The organism is Phenylobacterium sp. (assembly GCF_013822795.1).
In the GTDB taxonomy this organism is placed as follows: Bacteria; Pseudomonadota; Alphaproteobacteria; order Caulobacterales; family Caulobacteraceae; genus Phenylobacterium.
In genome coordinates this window covers 159,276-176,347 of record NZ_PNLB01000006.1, presented here as the reverse complement: position 1 = coordinate 176,347, position 17,072 = coordinate 159,276, and the positions used below count along the sequence as shown (strand labels likewise).

The following is a 17,072-nucleotide window of genomic DNA, read 5'->3' as shown; positions in this document are numbered from 1 at the left end:
CAGATTTTACGGAGAACCTTGCATGAAGCTCGCGACCTTCCAGGCCGGCGGGGCGCCGGAACTCGGCGTTGTCGCCGGCGACCGCATCATGCCGCTTAACCGCGCGGCGCCTGGCCTGCCGGCCGACATGATCGGCCTGATCGCGGCCTGGCCGCAGGTGGAGCGGGAGGTCCGCGCCATCGAGGCGGCGGCGGCCGGCGCCGTGCCCCTGGACCAGGTCCGCCTGCTGGCCCCGATCCGGCGCCCGGGCAAGATCATGGCCATCGGCCTGAACTACGCCGACCACATCGCCGAGAGCAATCTGGGCACGCCCGAGCATCAGGTCTGGTTCTCCAAGGCCCCGACGGCAGCCAACGGCCCCTTCGATCCGATCGACGTGCCGAAGGTCTCCCAAGCGCTCGACTACGAGGCCGAGATGGTGGCGGTGATCGGCGCCGGCGGCCGCCACATCGCCAAGGCGAACGCAGCTCAGGCAGTGTTCGGCTACTGCGTCGGCAACGACGCCACTGAGCGCGCCTGGCAGCACCGCACCCCGCAATGGGTGATCGGCAAGTCCTTCGACACCCACGCTCCGTTCGGCCCGTGGATCACCACGGCCGACGAGGTCGCCGATCCGCATGCGCTCGGCATCCGCTGCCAGGTCAACGGCGAGACGCGGCAGAACTCCAACACCCAGCATCTGGTGTTCAATGTCTGGGATCAGATCGAACACCTGTCGCAGGCCATGACCCTGGAGCCCGGCGACCTGATCTTCACCGGCACGCCCGGCGGCATCGGCGCAGCGATGAAGCCGATGCAGTTCCTCAAGGCCGGCGACGTGGTGCGCATCGAGATCGACCAGCTTGGCGCCATCGAGAACCCCTGTGCGCCGGAGCCCGACCGTGGCTGACGAGGGCTTCGACTGCGATGTCCTGGTGGTCGGGCTGGGGCCGGTCGGGGCGATGCTTGCGCTGCTGCTGGCCCGCAGCGGCGTCAGCGCCATCGCCCTGGACAAGGACACGGCCGTCTACCCGCTGCCCCGCGCCGCGCACTTCGATCACGAGATCATGCGGCTGTTCCAGCAGGTCGGGATCGCCGAGGAGGTCGGGCGCAACGCCCAGGCGGCGCCGGCCTACGAGTTTCGGGCGGCCGACGGTCAGGTGCTGATGCGGATCGACCTGCCGCAACTGGCCCCGTGCGGCTGGGCGGCCGGCTACATGTTCCACCAGCCGGCGGTCGAGAACGCGCTGCGCGAGCGGCTGGAGGCTGATCCGTTGGCCCAGATGCGCCTGGCCCATCGCTTCGTACGTTTGGAGCAGTACGCCGACGGCGTGACGGCGACGTTCGCCGGGCCCGACGGCGAGACGCAGATCCGCGCCCGCTACCTGGTCGGCTGCGACGGCGCCTCCAGCGCGGTGCGCGAGGCGATCGGCGGGGCGCTCGACGATTATCGCTTCGACGAACCCTGGCTGGTGATCGACGCGGTCGTCGAGCCGGGCGCGCGGCTGCCCGACGTGAACCTGCAGATCTGCGATCCGGCCCGCCCGACCACCTGCGTGCTGATGGGGCCGGGCCGGCACCGCTGGGAATTCATGCTGCTGCCGGGCGAAACCGCCGAGCAGGTGCTGGACGACGGCTTCATCACGCCGTTGATCGAGGCCTGGGACTGCGGGCCGGTGCGCCTCGAGCGCAAGGCCGTCTATCGCTTCCACGGCCTAGTCGCCAAGGACTGGCGCGCAGGGCGCGTGCTGCTGGCCGGCGACTCCGCCCACCAGATGCCGCCCTTCGCCGGTCAGGGCATGTGTTCGGGGCTGCGCGATGCGGCCAACCTCGCCTGGAAGCTTCGCGTCGTGCTGCGCGGCGAGGCGGACGACGCCCTGCTCGACACCTATCAGGCCGAACGCGAACCGCACGTGCGGACCTATATCGAGTTGGCCATCGGCATGGGCCGGGTGGTCTGCACCCAAGACCCGGAACTGGCGGCCCAGCGGGACGCGGGGATGCTGGCCCAGCGCGCTGCGGGCGTCGCTCCCCTGCCCCCGGCCGCGCCCGCGGCGCTGGCCAGCGCCGCGGTCATGACCGGCGCGTCAGGCGCTGGCGCGCTGTTCCCGCAGCCGGTTTGCGCCCAGGCCGGCAGGCTGGACGACGCTATCGGCGAGGGGCCGTGGCTGATCGCCCGCGAGCCTTGTCCGGAGGCGGCCGACTTCGCTATCGCGCTTTCGGATCCCCGCCTTGCGCCGTTCGCCCAGGACATCGACGCCTGGCTGGACCGTCACGGCGCCTCGGCCGTACTGGTCAGGCCTGATCGCTATGTTTTCGGGGCCGGCGAGCCGGCCGCGTTGGCGGCCGCGTATCGTCGCGCGCTGCGTCCCGTCTAGGAGTCTTCATGCTACGTCTGCACCACGCGCCCATGGCCTGCTCGCTCGCCAGCCGCTTCGCCCTGGCTGAGGCCGGCCTGACCCACGAGGTCGCCGTCGTCCGCACCGCCCGCGGCGAAAACCGCGCCGAGGCCTACCTGCAGATCAATCCGCGCGGCAAGGTTCCGGCCCTGCAGACCGACGACGGCGTGATCACCGAGTCGACCGCGATCTTGCCGTTCATCGCTGACCTGGCCCCGCAGGCCGGGCTGCTGCCGCCGGCGGGGTCCTTTGCGCGGGCTCAAGCCCAGGCGTGGCTCTCGTTCCTGTCGAGCACGGTGCATGCGGCCTATACCGGCGCCTTGCGGGCCGAGGCGTTCGAGGGCTGCGATCCTACGGCTGTCCGGGCCGTGCATGTGGCGCGGGTCGGGGCGGCGCTGCAGGAGGTCGACGCACATCTGGCCGAGCAGGATTATCTGCTGGGCGACTTCAGCCTTTGCGACCTCTATCTGCTGGTGTTTCTGCTGTGGCGCGGAGCCCCGGCGGTGGCCGGCAAGCTGCCGCCGCTGCCGAACCTCGATGCGTTTCAGCAAAGGATGCTGGCCCGCCCGGCGCTCGCCGCCATACTCGGCGAGGAGATGAAGCTGATGGCGGAGGGCTAGGGGCGGTGAGCGGCAAGCGGATCGAGCGGGCGCAGCAGACGCGGGCGGCGCTGGTGGCGGCCGGACGGCGGCTGTTCTGCGAGCATCCGGTGGACGCGGTGGCGATCGACGACATCGTCCAGGCTGCCGAGGTCTCCAAAGGCAGCTTCTACAACCACTTCCCCGACCGCGACGCGCTGGTCCGCGAGATCACCGCCGAGATCCGCGCCGAGGTCGAGCGCGCGGTGACCCGCGCCAACGCCGGGGTCGCCGATCCCGCCAAGCGCATGGCCCGAGCGGTTTGCGTCTACCTGCGCTATGCGGTTGATGATCCAGAGCGGGCGGGGGTGCTGGTGCGCATGCACAGCGGGCACACCTCGATCTCCACGCCGCTGAACAAGGGGCTGGTCGACGACATCGCCGACGGCCTGGCCCAGGGTCGCTTCGCGGTGGCGACGACGGAATCTGGCGTGCTGTTCGTGCTCGGCATTGCCCAGCTGGCGCTGATCCGCGTGACCCAGGAGCCGACGGCGCCGTTCGCCGTCAGCCTGGCCCAGCAGATGGGCACGCTGCTGCTGCGCGGCCTGGGCGTGCCCGGCGCGGAACCCGAAGCCATAGCCGCGCAGGCCGCCGACGAAATCGTTCGCCAGGGCGCGTTCCAGGACGCGCCGCCAGCCAAGGGAGCGGCCCATTGAGCCCGCGTCCGATCTCGCCCTTCGCGGGCATGGACATCCGCACCCTGGTCGACAACCAGGCGCGCATGCAGGCCGGCCGGCCCTGGCTGAGCTGGGAGCCCTTCGAGGGCGAGCCTCGTAGCTGGACCTACGACGCTTTCGCCGAGGCCCTGCGCCGGTTCGCGGCCGGTTTGCAGGCGCGCGGCGTGCGGCCTGACGACCGGGTGCTGGTCCATCTCGACAACTGCCCGGAGTCGGTGATCGCCTGGCTGGGCTGCGCCTATGCCGGCGCGGTTGCGGTGACCACCAACGCCAAGTCCAGCGCCGACGAGATCGCTTACTTCGCCGAGCACAGCGGCGCGGTCGGCGCGATCACTCAGCCGCGGTTCGCCGCCCTGGTCGCCGGGGCGGCGCCGGGGCTTGGCTGGCGCGTCGTCACCGAGACCGACAACGGCGCCCCGGCCGAGGCCCCTTCGGGCTTCGAACCCTTCGCGGCGATCGACGCCGACCCGGGCTCACTCAGCGAGCGGCCGCATGATCCCTGGGCGGATTTCGCCATCCAGTACACCTCGGGGACCACGGCGCGGCCGAAGGCGGTGCTCTGGACCCACGGCAATGCTCTGTGGGGCGCCAAGTCCTGCGCGCAGAACGAGGACCTGAGGCCGGACGACGTCCACCTAACCCACCTGCCGCTCTTCCACACCAACGCCCAGGCTTATTCGGTGCTGGCCTCGTTGTGGGCCGGAGCCCATGTGGTGCTGATGCCGCGGTTCTCGGCCTCGCGGTTCTGGCCGGCGTCGCTGAAGCACGGGGCGACCTGGACGTCTGTGGTGCCGTTCTGCGTCAAGGCGCTGGCGGCCCAGCCGTTGCCGCCGTCGCACAGCTACCGGTTCTGGGGCAATGCGATCTGCGAGCCGGCCTGGGACAAGCATTTCGGGGTCAAGACCATCGGCTGGTGGGGCATGACCGAGACCATCGCCCACGGCACGGTCGGCTCGGCCCGGCAACCGGACGCGCCGATGTCGATGGGCCGGCCTGCCCCCGGCTACGACATTCACGTCCTGGACGATGACGGACAGCCCGTGGCGCCCGGCGAGACCGGCGACCTGTTCGTCGGCGGTCAGCGCGGCTTGTCGCTATTCAAGGAGTACGCCGGCGATCCCGCGGCGACCGCGGCGGCCTTCCGCGAGGATGGCTTGTTCATCACCGGCGACCGCGTGCGGCTGGGGCTGGACGGCTTCCTCTACTTCGCCGACCGCTCGAAGGACATGCTGAAGGTCGGCGGCGAGAACGTCGCGGCCTCAGAGATCGAGCGCGTGATCGCCGCCGTCCCCGGCGTCGCAGAGGTCGCCGTCGTCGCCAAGCGCCATCCGATGCTCGACGAGGCGCCGGTGGCGTTCGTGATCCCCGCCGCCGGGGCGGAACCTGGGCTTGAGGCCCGGATCCTCGCCGCCTGCGCCCAGGCGCTCGCCAGCTTCAAGCAGCCGCACGAGATCCGGCTGGTGGAGAGCCTGCCGCGATCGACGCTGGAGAAGGTCGCCAAGGCCGAGTTGCGGGCGCTGCTCGTCGACAGCTGAAAAGGCCTGGTGGGTTGACCACGGCCCCCGTCCGGGTCCAAGCCCCGGCGAACGCGACGTAATCGGAGCAGGCCCGTGGACTTCTCGAAACTGCAGGCGACGAGCAAGATCACTGACCAGTGGTCCTACCCCCAGGCTCAGGCGAACCGCTCGGGCCTGCTGGCGGTGTCGCCCGGGCACAAGCTCTATTGGGAAGAGTACGGGAACCCGGACGGCGAGCCGGTGATGTTCCTGCATGGCGGCCCGGGCGGCGCGTGCGCCCCTGTGATGTCGCGGTTCTTCAATCCGGATCGCTATCGGGTGATCCTGTTCGATCAGCGCGGCTGCGGGAAGAGCGTGCCGACTGTCGCCTCGGCCGGGCCGAAGATCGCGCTGTCCGACAATACGACCGACCATCTGGTCGACGACATCAACGCCCTGCGCACGGCGCTGGCGATCGACGGCAAGATGCACGTGTTCGGCGGCAGCTGGGGCAGCACCCTGGCGCTGGTCTACGCCATCCGCCATCCGCAGAACGTCGCCTCGCTGGTCCTGCGCGGCATCTTCCTCGGCACCCGCGAGGACCTGCTCTACATGTACCAGGGCAATGCGGCGGTGTTCGCCGAGACGCCGTTCGCGCTGACCGAGCCGGGCGCCTACGTGACCTATCCCGAGGAATGGAAGGCCTTTGTCGAGGTCATCCCACCCGCCGACCGCGGCGACATCATGGGCGCCTACAAGGCTATCTTCGACATGATCCCGCAGTCTGAGGCCGAGCGCGAGCGGCAGCTGCAGGCCGCCGTGGCCTGGTCGGTCTGGGAAGGCACGATCTCGAACATGATCCCCGACAACGCCGACTCCGGAAAGTTCGGCGAGCCGGACTTCGCGCTCAGCTTCGCGCAGATCGAGGCGCACTTCTTCGCCAATGACCTGTTCCTCGAGCCCGACTACATCGTGCGCCACGCCGCGGCGCTGGCCGGCGTCCCGATCCACATCGTCCACGGCCGGTTCGACCAGGTCTGTCCCCTGCCCCAGGCCTCGCGCCTGGCCGCGACCCTCACCGAGCTCGGCGCGCCGCCAGCGACCTTCATCATGACCAACGCCGGTCACAGCGCCATGGAGCGCCAGACCGCCATGGCGCTGACCGCGATCATGGACGGCCTGCCGCGGCTCTAGCCCTCGATGATCGCGCGGATGCGGGTGGCCAGCTTCTCCATCGGGAACGGCTTGCTCAGCACGTGCATGCCGCGCTCCAGCCGGCCGTTGGAGATCGCCGCGTTCTCGGTGTAGCCGGTGATGAACATCACCTTCAGCTCCGGTCGTCGCAGACGCGCGGCGTCGGCCATCTGCTTGCCGTTCATGCCGCCGGGCAGGCCGACATCGGTGATCAGCAGGTCGATGACCACGTCCGATTCCAGCAACTTCAGCCCGGTCGCCGCGTCAGCCGCCTCGATGGCCTGGTAACCGAGCTCGGCCAGAGTGTCGCTGACCAGCATGCGGATGGTCGGCTCGTCGTCGACGATCAGCACCGTCTCGCCGCGCCCGGCCGGCGGGCTTGCCGCCCGGCCGATCGGCTGCTCGGCCAGCGCATCGCCCTGATGGCGCGGCAGGTAGATACGGACGGATGTCCCTTCCCCGACCTCGGAATAGATGCGGATTTGTCCGCCGGACTGCTTGGCGAAGCCGTAGATCATCGACAGGCCGAGCCCGGTGCCCTTCCCGGCCGGCTTGGTGGTGAAGAACGGTTCGCACACCCGTGTCAGCAGCTCGGGGCTGATGCCGCGCCCGGTGTCGCTGACGGCGACCGTCACGTACTCCCCCGGAGGCATGTCGCGATCGGCGCCCGCCGCCTCGTCGATCAGGGCGTTAAGCGTCTCGATGATCAGCCGGCCGCCCTCGCCCATCGCGTCCCGGCCGTTGATGCAGAGGTTGAGGATCGCGTTCTCGAGCTGGTTGGGGTCGCAGTAGCAGGGCCAGAGCTCGGCGCTGAGCTCGGTCTGCACGACGACGCCTGGTCCGACCGTGCGGCGAACCAGCTCCTCCATGCCCGCCACCAGCTTGTTGGCGTCGACCGCCTTCGGCTGCAGGGGCTGGCGCCGCGAGAAGGCCAGCAACCGGTGGGTCAGCGCCGCGGCCCGCGCGGTCGCGCCCTGCGCGGCGGTGATGTAGCGCTCCAGCTCGTTGATCCGGCCCTGGTCCAGCCGCCGCCGCATCAGGTCGAGACTGCCGGTCACGCCGGTCAGCAGGTTGTTGAAGTCGTGGGCCAAGCCGCCAGTCAACTGGCCGACCGCCTCCATCTTCTGGGCCTGGAACAGCGCCTGGCGCGAGCGTTCCAGCTCCAGCTGGGCTTCGCGTAGCTCGGTCATGTCGCGGGTGATCTTGGCGAAGCCGATCAGTTCGCCGTCGGCGCGCACCGGGTCGATGACCACCATGGCCCAAAAGCGCGTGCCGTCCTTGCGCAGGCGCCAGCCTTCGGCGGCGAAGCGCCCCTCGGCCCCGGCGACCCGCAGGGCGTTCTGCGGCGCGCCCGCGGCGCGATCCTCCGGCGTGTAGAAGCGGGCGAAATTGTCGCCGATGATCTCGGCGGCGGCATAGCCCTTGATCTTCTCGGCGCCGGCGTTCCAGCTGACCACCCGGCCGTCCAGATCAAGCATATAGATCGCATAGTCGACGACTGACTGGATCAGCCGCTCGTAGACCCGCTCGTCCACGGCCCGCGGCGTCTCGACTGAATGCCCCACCTGTTCCCCCTACGCCCGAACGCCGCAACTCCGGCGCTCGCCCTTTGATAGGGCTAATGACCGCCGTCGCATCGGGTTCCCCCACGTGAATCTAGGCGCCGGCGCCGCTCCGGCGCTAGCTTCCCGACCAATCAACGTCATGCAAGGGAGGACGCCGTGGCTCAGTCGCCAAAGGCCTGCATCATCGGCGCCGGCTGCTCGGGCTTCACGACCGCCAAGCGGCTGAAGGATCACGGCATTCCCTACGACTGCTTCGAGCTGTCGGACGACATCGGCGGCAACTGGTACTACCGCAATCCGAACGGGCTCTCGGCCTGCTACGAAAGCCTGCACATCGACACCTCGAAGTGGCGGCTGGCGTTCGAAGATTTTCCGGTCCCCGCCGACTGGCCCGACTTCCCGCACCACGCCCAGCTGTTCCAGTACTTCAAGGACTACGTCGACCACTTCGGCCTGCGCGAGACCATCACCTTCAACACTGCGGTCGAGAAGGCCCGCCGCACCGACGACGGCCTGTGGGAGGTGCGGCTGTCGACCGGCGAGACCCGGCTCTACGACGTGCTGTTCGTCTGCAACGGCCACCACTGGAGCCCGCGCGTCCCCGACTATGACGGCGAGTTCAACGGCGCGGCCTTCCATAGCCACGCCTATCGCGACCCGTTCGACCCAGTCGACATGCGCGGCAAGAACATCGTCGTGGTCGGCATGGGCAATTCGGCGATGGACATCGCCTCCGAGCTCGCCCAGCGGCCGATCGCCAAGAACCTCTGGGTCTCGGCCCGCCGCGGCGTCTGGGTGCTGCCCAAGTACATGAACGGCCGACCGGCCGACAAATCGGCCATGCCCTCCTGGATGCCGCGCAAGCTCGGCCTGTCGCTGGCCCGCGCAGCCATCAAGAAGTCGATCGGCAAGATGGAGGACTATGGCCTGCCCAAGCCCGACCACGAGCCGCTGGAGGCTCATCCGTCGGTGTCGGGCGAGTTCCTGACCCGCGCCGGCTGCGGCGACGTGAAGTTCAAGCCGGCGATCGAGCGGCTCGAGGGCGACCAGGTCCGCTTCGCCGACGGCAGTGTCGAGGACGTCGACGCGATCATCTTCGCCACCGGCTACGACATGCGCTTCCCGTTCTTCGATGATCCGGCCCTGGTTCCGGACGCCGATCATCGGCTGCCGCTGTTCAAGCGGATGATGAACCCGGCCGTGCCCAACCTCTTCTATATGGGCCTGGCCCAGCCGCTGCCGACGCTGGTCAACTTCGCCGAGCAGCAGGCCAAGCTGGCCGCGGCCTATCTGGCCGGTCGCTACCTGCCGCCCTCGCCGGCCGAGATGGCCGAGACCACCACGCGCGACGAGGAGGCGCATCTGGGCCAGTACTACCGGTCCAAGCGCCACACCATCCAGGTCGACTTCGGCGTCTATGTCGCCGACCTGCTGAAGGAGATCGTCCGCGGCGAGGCCCGCGCCAAGGCCGCCGGCTACGCGCCGCCGATCCCCGCCCGGGCCGGCGTCGCGGCCTAGGCGGTCCGCGTCACGCCGAACCGGCGCAGGACGTTGTGGGTGATGGTCGCCACGAACGGGTCCTGCGCCTTCAGGCCATGCGCCCATTCGGTCGTTCCGGTGTTGAACACCTCGCCCTCGCCGCGTTTGAAGCTGGCCAGCACCGCATGCCCGCGCAGCACAGCGGCCTGGGCCTCGGGGCTAGCGTTCCCGAACACCACGTTCGCGATCACGTCCAGCTTCTCGGGCGGGATGATCGGGTTGTAGCCGCGGCCGGCCTCCTCGCCGAAGGCGCACGGCGCGATGCCGATGATCTCGAGATTGGCCGGGACGCCGACGCTGGGGATCGCCTTGGGCAATCCGTCCTGGCCGAACTCGAACTTGCAGCCGTCGCTCTCGTAGCCGATCAGCGGCAGGTCGCCGCCCAGGATGTCGCCGTAGAACAGGTCCGAGCCTTCCAGCGCCCAGTGCTTGTCGTCGTAGATCGTGAAGCCGCCCTGCCCGCGTGAGACGCACATGCCCAGGCGGTGATAGCCGGCGAACACGAAGCTCAGGCCGGTCAGCGCCGCTTCGGGCTGCTCGAAGGCGGCGTGTGACCACAGATGCGTGGCGTCCTTGGCCGGCACATCCTCGGCCTCGAAGCCGCGCCACTTGTGGCAGATCAGGGTCTTGCCGTCGTTCTCCCAGCGCACCTTCCAGAAGCAGGTGTTGCCCGACAGGATGCCGACCTTGCCGCCAGCGTCGACGAAGCGCTCGACCTGCGCCCGCTGGCCGCCGGACCAGTACTCGCTGTGGCCGACGAAGAAGGCCGAGGCATAGTCCTTCAGCAGGTCCGGTTCAGCCTCCAGATCGTAGTCGGTGAAGACGTCGAAGACGTAGCCCTCGCGCTCGGCCCACTGCACGAACGCATGTTCCCATTTGTGCAGGAAGCCAGCGGACCCGTCATAGGGCGAGGCGCGGTGCTCCTTCATCCAGGCCGGCTCGCTGGCCCAGGGGCGTTCCTGGAAGCCGCGCTTGCGGGAATTGACCAGTCGCGGGGCGTCAGCCGGCGCAGCGGCGATCAGCGGCGCGAACGGCCGCTCGGTCGACAGCACGCCGATCGCCTGGTCCATCGCCTGATCGAACGGGACCTGACCGCTCATCAGCCCGGTGACGTTGGAATAGGCGTTGGCCCCGCCCCACCAGTTGTAGGCGTGATAGGTGTTGGTCGCCAGGACCAAGGCGGCTCGTGACTTCGGCTCGCCAAGCGGCGGCTTCACGCAGACGAAGTGGTGCGTCTCGGCCCCGGCCGCGTCGGTCAGCTTGATGTCATAGTAGCCCGAGCGCCAATCAGCCCCGACCTCGATCTCCAGGGTCGGCCGCCAGCCGCAGCCGTCGCGGTCGACGTTTTCCGGCACGGGTTGCAACTCGGTCGCCACGCCGTCCTGCGTCAGGACCACATCGTCGGTTCCACCGATCCTGGTGATCTGCAGCCGGCTCGGGCCTTGCGCGCTCGCCAGCAGGGTGAAGCGTTCGAGAGGCCGCACGCTCAGACGATCAGTGTAGCAACCCAGCATATGACACCCTCCCAGTGGCCACGATGTTGTGATAGTTTTTATTATTGCAGGGGGCCAAGGCGTTCGCCAACCCGCAATTTCCCTTGGCCTTTGATGCACGCGGTTTGAGCTGCTGTCGCCGCCAGAACACGCACCGCCGCCCACTTGCGCTCCCGTCGCAGACCCCCTCTTGCGCTATGATAGCTTTTGCTATCTCAAGGGCGCGCATCGCAGTTGCGACAAGAAGATTACGGGGATGAATATGAAGACGCTCTGGTTGATGGGCTGCGCCCTGGCGGCGCTCTCGGCGGGCGCGGCGCACGCGCAGGACAGCACCGCGATGGTCGAAGAGATCGTCGTCACCGCGCAAAAGCGGTCCGAGAACCTCCAGGACGTGCCGGTCGCCCTGACCGCCATCACCGGCCAGGCGCTGGCCAACCAGGGCGTCAACAACGTCGTGGCGCTGAACAATCTCGCGCCCGGCCTGCGGGTCAGCAGCGGCGACGCCGCAGCCAACCCGAAGATCTTCATCCGCGGCGTTGGCCTCAGCGACTTCAACCCGAACTCGTCGAGCGGCGTCGGCGTCTATGTCGACGGCGTCTACATCGGCTCGCCGCTAGCCCAGATGGCCGGTTTCTTCGACCTGGCCCAGGTCGAGGTGCTGCGCGGCCCGCAAGGCACGCTCTACGGCCGCAACACCAACGGCGGGGCGATCAACGTCACCACCAAGCGCCCGACCCAGACCTTCACCGCCGACGTGGCGGCTGAATACGCCACCTATAACGCGGTCAACCTGACCGCCGCGGTCGGCGGCCCGATCGTGCAGGACAAGCTCGCCTTCCGCGTCGCCGGCCAGTACGTCGCCGACGACGGCTTCACCTACAACCGCGTCACCGGCAACGACGTCAACGCCACCGACTATTGGGCCGGCCGCGCCCAGCTGCTGTTCACCCCGAGCGAGGACTTCGAGGTCCTGGCGCAGGTGAACCGCTTCGTGAACCGCGGCGACGCCACCGCCCCGCAGCACCGCGCCCTCTTCCCGGCGACGCCGGAGGCCGTCGGCCCGACCGGTTTCTGCGCCCCGGCGCTCTACTCCAGCGGCCAGTGCACCGACCTGCTCGGCTATGCCGACACCGACAACGACCGCTACGCCGGCGACTACAACCTCGAAGGCAAGGACAAGGTCGACCTGTTCGGCTCCTCGCTGGAAGCCAACTGGGACCTCGGCCCGGTCTCGCTGGTCTCCGTCACCGCATATCAGTGGGCGCATCGCAACGCCCTGGAGAACACCGACTCCAGCCCGCTGCAGATGATCGAGATCAACTACCTGTCGCGCTCGCAGCAGTTCACCCAGGAACTGCGCCTGCAGTCCAACGACCCGGCCGCGCGCCTGAAGTGGGTCGCGGGCCTCTACTACATGGACGAGACCATCAAGAATGCGACGCAGCAGGACATCCTGCGCGACCTGCGTCCGCTGTTCGTCACCCCGGACAACCCGACCGGCGCCAGCCTGGAAAACAGCGTCGCGGTGTTCGGCACGCCCTACACCCAGAAGACCAAGGGCTATGCGATCTTCGGCCAGGCTGACTACTCGCTGAACGATCGCCTGACCGCCACGGTCGGCCTGCGCTGGTCGGCCGACGACAAGGACTTCGACTATCGCAGCACCGCCGAGGGGTCGATCATTCTGCTCGAGTCCAAGCAGAGCAAGACCTTCTCCGACTGGTCGGGTCGCCTGGGCCTGCGCTACGAGGTCAATGACGACGTCAACGTCTACGCCACCTACAGCCGCGGCTATAAGGCGGGCGGCTTCTTCGGCGGCCTGGCGACCACGCCGGAAGAGCTCGAGCCCTACGACAACGAAATCCTCGACGCCTACGAGGTCGGCGTGAAGTCCGAGCTGTTCGACCGCCGCGTGCGCCTGAACATGTCGGCTTTCTATTACGACTACCAGAACCAGCAGGTGTTCGCCCAAGCCGTGCGCAACGGCCTGACGGTCCTGGTGCTCGACAACGCCGCCAGCTCCAAGGTCTACGGCGCCGAGGCCGACCTGACCGCGCGTCCGACCGAGAACCTCTCGATCACCGCCGGCCTGTCGCTGCTGAACGCCAAGTACGGCGAGTACGAGTCCGACGGCGACGACTTCACCGACAACCGCCTGCCGCAGTCGCCGAAGGTGACCTTCAACGCCGCGGTCAACTACAGCTTCCCGCTGGCCTCGGGCGCTTCGATCGTGACCAGCGCCGACGCGGCCTACTCGTCGAAGATCTACTTCGACAATTCCAACGCCGAGCGGCTGTCGCAGGACGGCGTCTGGATCGCCGGGGCTCAGGCCAGCTGGCGTTCGCCCGACACCTCGATCGAGGCCGGGGTGTTCGCCCGCAACGTCTTCAACGAGGACTACTTCGTGTCGATCTCCAACATCGACAGCCTCGGCCAGGACCTGCTGACCTACAACAGGCCGCGCAGCCTGGGCGTGTTCCTGCGCTACCACTACTAAGGTCTAAGACTAAGCTCTAGCGGCCCCGGCGTTTCTATGCGCCGGGGCTTAGCCATGCTTTCGCCGGGCGTCCCGGCCCTGCTATACAATTTGCGATCGTCGATCCGGCGAGAACCTGGAATCAAATGGCGAAACGCGCACCCGCTTCAGCCGCCGCAGGCGCGGCTCCCTCGCTCGACGCCAAGTCCCTGCCCTCGCGGCCGCGCGGCAAGAACACCTATGAAGTCGTGCTGGCCACCGCCGGCGAGGTGCTGGCCGAGGTCGGGTTCGAGCGGCTGACCACCAATCTCGTCTGCGAGCGAGCGGGGCTGACCCCGCCGGCGCTCTATCGCTATTTCCCGAACAAGTACGCGCTCGTCTCGGAGCTGGCCCGCCGCCTGATGGAGGCGCAGGATGAGGCGGTCTTCGAATGGCTCGACGAGGGCGGCGCGATCGCCAGCTCGCTCGAGGAAGCGGTCGCGAAGAACCTGCGGCTGCAGAAGCGGCAGATCGAGATAACTCGCAGCCAACCCGGCGGCCTTTGGATCCTGCGCGCCATCCGCGCGGTCCCGGCCTTCCAGGAGGTCCGCACCGCCTCGCGCAACACCGTCCTCGACCGCATGTTCGAGGTGCTGCGCCAGGCCTATCCGAACGTCAGCGACGATCATCTGCGGACCGCCATGCGGCTCTCCGAGCAGATGACCTACGCCGCGGTTGAGATGATCATTGAAGACCCCAGCCTCGACGACGACAAGGTCGCCGAGGAGGTCAGCTGGATGGTCAGCCTGTACTATCACCAGCTGCGGAAGCGGGCCGGGACGCCGTCAGCAGAGCGATAGCCGCCAGGGCGAGCACGAGAAGCACGGCCGACAGGCCGATGGCGCCCCTCACCTCGTCGTTGCTCACCACGAACGAGGCGACCAGCGGGCCGAAGCTGCTGCCCAGCAGCTGGGCGGTGCCGAGCTGCATGGCTGCTCGCCGGGTTGGGTCGAGCTGGATCAGCAATAGGGTTTGGAACGGTAGGGCGAACAGCCAGAGGAAGCCGAACACGGCTACGGCGCCCATGAACAGCGCCGCCTGCGGCGCGCCGAACAGGATGGCGAGGATGCCGCCGTTCAACGCGCCGACCGCCAGCAGGACGATCCCCGGCCGCTGCCAGCGCCGCGCCGCCAGCGTCGCCGCTGCTCCGCCGGCCACCTGCATGCCGAGCGCCACCGCCACCGCCAGGCCGGCCTGTTGGGCCGACATGCCGGAGAGCTCGGCCAGCGGCTCCAGATAGACCCAGAGCGCGACGATGAAAGCCATGAACAGGAAGCAGGCCGCCAAGCCAAGCAGCGGGCGCAGGCCGATGCCGCCGGAGCCCTTCTCCGCTTTGGGCAGCGGCGAGTAGCTGTCGGCTCCGGCCAGGGCGGCGATGGCGGTCAGTAGCGAGATGACGCCCAGCGCTTCCAGCGCGCCGTTGATGCCGAGCCAGGGCACGACCGTCGCCGGCAATGCCGCGGCCAGGACCAGCTGCGCCAGGGTCTGGACGGTCACGAACACGCCCGACAGATGCTCGGGACGCTGGGCGCGGGTGATGGTGCTGATCGCGGCCCAAAGCATCAGGCCCGCAAACACCCCGGCGGCGCCGCGCATGGCGATCACGCCTGCGCCGGTGACGAAGCAGGTGCCGAACATCGCGCCGGCATGGGCCACACAGGCCAGGGCCAGCTTCAACCGAACCCGGTCCGGCTTGAGGAACGCGGCGGCCAGGCCGCAGGTCAGGCCCAGCGCCAGCAGTTCGACGGTGGCGGCGAGCCCGATCTGCGAGGCGGTCAGCCGGCCTTCCGATTCAAGGCCGCCCAGCACCACAGGCTGCAGGCCCGCGATCAGCAGGGCGACGACGCCAATGGTCAGCGCGATCGTGACGTCCCGGCGGCTGGCGGCGGGAGCGCCCGCCACGCTGAGGGCCGCGGTCACGACTTCTGGCCGTAGGATTTGAAGCGCTGGAGAATGGTGTCCATCTCCTGCTTGTCGAGCAGCTTGGGGCCGCCGATCGCCAGCGTGCCCCAGTAGACCGCCGACTGCTCTTCGACTTCCTCGGCGATGGCCAGGGCGGCGTCGAGGTTGCGGGCGACGACGATCTGCCCGTGGTTGGCCATCAGCGCCGCAGCGCGCCCGTCAAGGGCCTCGACCACGGACTGGGCCAGTTCGGCCGACCCGAAGGTCGCATACGGCGCGACGGGCACGCTGGAGCCGCCGCCGACCGCGACCATGTAGTGCATCGGCGGGATCTCCAGCCCGGCGCAGGCCAGGATCGTCGCATGCCGCGAGTGGCAATGGACGACGGCGTTGGCGTCAGGCCGCCGGCTCAGCAGCCCCCAGTGCATCTGCCATTCGCTGGACGGCTTGAGGCTGCCCTCCGGCGTTGATCCGTCGGGCGCCACATAGACCATCTGCTCGGCGCTCAGCAGCGAGGGGACCACGCCGCTCGGGGTCACCAGCATGCCTTCGCCGAAGCGGGCCGAGACGTTGCCCGAGGTCCCGCGATTGAGGCCGCGGGCGTCCATCGCCCGCATCACATAGGCCATGCGCTCGCGTAGCTGGCCTTCGTCCATCTTCTGAGCCATCAGGCGCTCTCCGCCGTGCGCGCCGCGTTCATCGCCGCCTCGGTCGCTTCGAAATTCTCAAGTTTGCCCAGGGTCGCTAGGCCCTGCGCCACCTGCGCCGCCGTCGCGGTCGCGAACCGGCAGGCCTCTAGCGGCTCCCAGCCACGGTTCAGCGCGGCGATGAAGCCGGCGCAGTAGGAATCGCCGCAACTGGTGGTGTCGATCGGCGTGATCCTGTGAGCCGGCAGCGTAAACCGTCCGGTCGGCAGCACGATGTAAGACCCCTGCCCGCCGTTCTTGATGATGCAGGCCTTGGCCCCACGGGCGAGGAAAGCGTCCGCCGCGGCGTCCAGATCCTCGGTCCCGGTCAGCGCCAGCGCTTCGGCGGCGCTCGGCATGAAGTAGTCGACATAGGGCAGAAGCCGCTCCAGCTCCTGCAGCGCCGACGGCTGCGGCGAGATCAGGTCGCAGGTGATGATTGCGCCGGCTTCATGCGCCGCGCGCAGCAGCTCCGCGGCCGGGCCGCGGTCCAGTTTCGGCCCGCCAACGCCAGCATAGTGGAGGAAACGCGTCGCCTGAGCGGCGGCGAGGACCTCGTCGGTGACGGTCGCGAACATGCCCGCGCCCAGGGCGTGGAAGTTCGGGCGCCGGCCTTGCGAGTCGACGGCCAGAACGGTCGTCGAGGTTGGAGCGCCGGCCATGGTCGCAAGCAGCGAGGTGTCGACCCCGGCTTCTTCGAGCGCCATCCGCACGAAGCGCCCGATCAGGTCGCCGCCGACCGCCGAGGCCAGCTTCACCGGCACGCCCAGCGTCGCGGCGACCATCGCCGCGCCTGCTGCGGTCCCGGCCGGAGCGCAGGCGATGCCTTCGATGAGGGTCGTCCCCTCGCCGCTCGGCAGGCCGTCGATCGGCCGCGCGACGACGTCCAGCGTCGTCAGTCCAATGGTCAGCAGTCCGGACTTCATCGGTTCTCTCCCCTACGCCTTGATTAGTAAGCCCGGCTCGCTAGGATAGTCAAAACTATC

General features: G+C 68.8%; 14 protein-coding genes. 9 read left to right on the top strand and 5 right to left on the bottom strand.

Going from position 1 to position 17,072, the window contains the following annotated elements:
- The first annotated feature begins 22 nt into the window (after positions 1-22).
- The 6 genes from C0481_RS07520 (at position 23) to pip (ending at position 6,383) form a co-directional block, all read left to right on the top strand.
- Positions 23-889 (top strand): fumarylacetoacetate hydrolase family protein, encoded by an 867-nt coding sequence (locus C0481_RS07520; RefSeq protein WP_293402242.1) that lies wholly within the window; start codon positions 23-25, stop codon positions 887-889.
- Positions 882-2,357 carry a bifunctional 3-(3-hydroxy-phenyl)propionate/3-hydroxycinnamic acid hydroxylase gene (locus tag C0481_RS07515; protein WP_293402240.1) on the top strand — a complete coding sequence of 492 codons (1,476 nt, stop codon included), beginning with the start codon at positions 882-884 and terminating at the stop codon, positions 2,355-2,357. Before C0481_RS07520 ends, C0481_RS07515 begins: the two co-directional genes overlap by 8 nt.
- An 8-nt stretch (positions 2,358-2,365) precedes the next feature.
- Positions 2,366-2,998, top strand: coding sequence for a glutathione S-transferase N-terminal domain-containing protein (locus tag C0481_RS07510; protein ID WP_293402238.1), 633 nt, complete (start codon positions 2,366-2,368; stop codon positions 2,996-2,998).
- Between the two features lie 5 nt (positions 2,999-3,003).
- Positions 3,004-3,672: a TetR/AcrR family transcriptional regulator gene (locus C0481_RS07505; protein ID WP_293402236.1), complete on the top strand. Its 669-nt coding sequence runs from the start codon at positions 3,004-3,006 to the stop codon at positions 3,670-3,672.
- Positions 3,669-5,228: an AMP-binding protein gene (locus C0481_RS07500; RefSeq protein ID WP_293402234.1), complete on the top strand. Its 1,560-nt coding sequence runs from the start codon at positions 3,669-3,671 to the stop codon at positions 5,226-5,228. The genes C0481_RS07505 and C0481_RS07500 overlap by 4 nt, the downstream gene beginning before the upstream one ends.
- Before the next feature lie 75 nt (positions 5,229-5,303).
- Positions 5,304-6,383, top strand: a complete 1,080-nt coding sequence (gene pip, locus C0481_RS07495; protein ID WP_293402232.1) for a prolyl aminopeptidase — start codon at positions 5,304-5,306, stop codon at positions 6,381-6,383.
- Here pip and C0481_RS07490 read toward each other — a convergent pair.
- Positions 6,380-7,948 carry a PAS domain-containing sensor histidine kinase gene (locus C0481_RS07490; protein WP_293402230.1) on the bottom strand — a complete coding sequence of 523 codons (1,569 nt, stop codon included), beginning with the start codon at positions 7,946-7,948 and terminating at the stop codon, positions 6,380-6,382. The genes pip and C0481_RS07490 overlap by 4 nt on opposite strands.
- 156 nt (positions 7,949-8,104) lie before the next feature.
- Between C0481_RS07490 and C0481_RS07485 the strand changes: the two genes are divergently transcribed.
- Positions 8,105-9,466 (top strand): NAD(P)-binding domain-containing protein, encoded by a 1,362-nt coding sequence (locus tag C0481_RS07485; RefSeq protein ID WP_293402228.1) that lies wholly within the window; start codon positions 8,105-8,107, stop codon positions 9,464-9,466.
- On the opposite strand, the gene C0481_RS07480 is transcribed toward C0481_RS07485, so the two are convergent.
- Positions 9,463-11,001, bottom strand: a complete 1,539-nt coding sequence (locus C0481_RS07480; protein ID WP_293402226.1) for a N,N-dimethylformamidase beta subunit family domain-containing protein — start codon at positions 10,999-11,001, stop codon at positions 9,463-9,465. The two genes, C0481_RS07485 and C0481_RS07480, sit on opposite strands and share 4 nt — an antisense overlap.
- Positions 11,002-11,236: 235 nt before the next feature.
- Here C0481_RS07480 and C0481_RS07475 point away from each other — a divergent pair, with 235 nt between their 5' ends.
- Positions 11,237-13,480, top strand: a complete 2,244-nt coding sequence (locus C0481_RS07475; RefSeq protein ID WP_293402224.1) for a TonB-dependent receptor — start codon at positions 11,237-11,239, stop codon at positions 13,478-13,480.
- Positions 13,481-13,605: 125 nt separating this feature from the next.
- Positions 13,606-14,298, top strand: a complete 693-nt coding sequence (locus tag C0481_RS07470; RefSeq protein ID WP_293402222.1) for a TetR/AcrR family transcriptional regulator — start codon at positions 13,606-13,608, stop codon at positions 14,296-14,298.
- On the opposite strand, the gene C0481_RS07465 is transcribed toward C0481_RS07470, so the two are convergent.
- Genes C0481_RS07465 through C0481_RS07455 form a run of 3 tightly spaced genes read right to left on the bottom strand, consistent with a single transcriptional unit; the run spans position 14,240 to position 17,012 of the window.
- Positions 14,240-15,418, bottom strand: a complete 1,179-nt coding sequence (locus C0481_RS07465) for an MFS transporter (RefSeq protein WP_293402220.1) — start codon at positions 15,416-15,418, stop codon at positions 14,240-14,242. The two genes, C0481_RS07470 and C0481_RS07465, sit on opposite strands and share 59 nt — an antisense overlap.
- Positions 15,415-16,068 (bottom strand): class II aldolase/adducin family protein, encoded by a 654-nt coding sequence (locus tag C0481_RS07460; protein ID WP_293402218.1) that lies wholly within the window; start codon positions 16,066-16,068, stop codon positions 15,415-15,417. The genes C0481_RS07465 and C0481_RS07460 overlap by 4 nt, the downstream gene beginning before the upstream one ends.
- Positions 16,068-17,012: a PfkB family carbohydrate kinase gene (locus tag C0481_RS07455; protein WP_293402216.1), complete on the bottom strand. Its 945-nt coding sequence runs from the start codon at positions 17,010-17,012 to the stop codon at positions 16,068-16,070. Before C0481_RS07455 ends, C0481_RS07460 begins: the two co-directional genes overlap by 1 nt.
- Between the last annotated feature and the right edge of the window lie 60 nt (positions 17,013-17,072).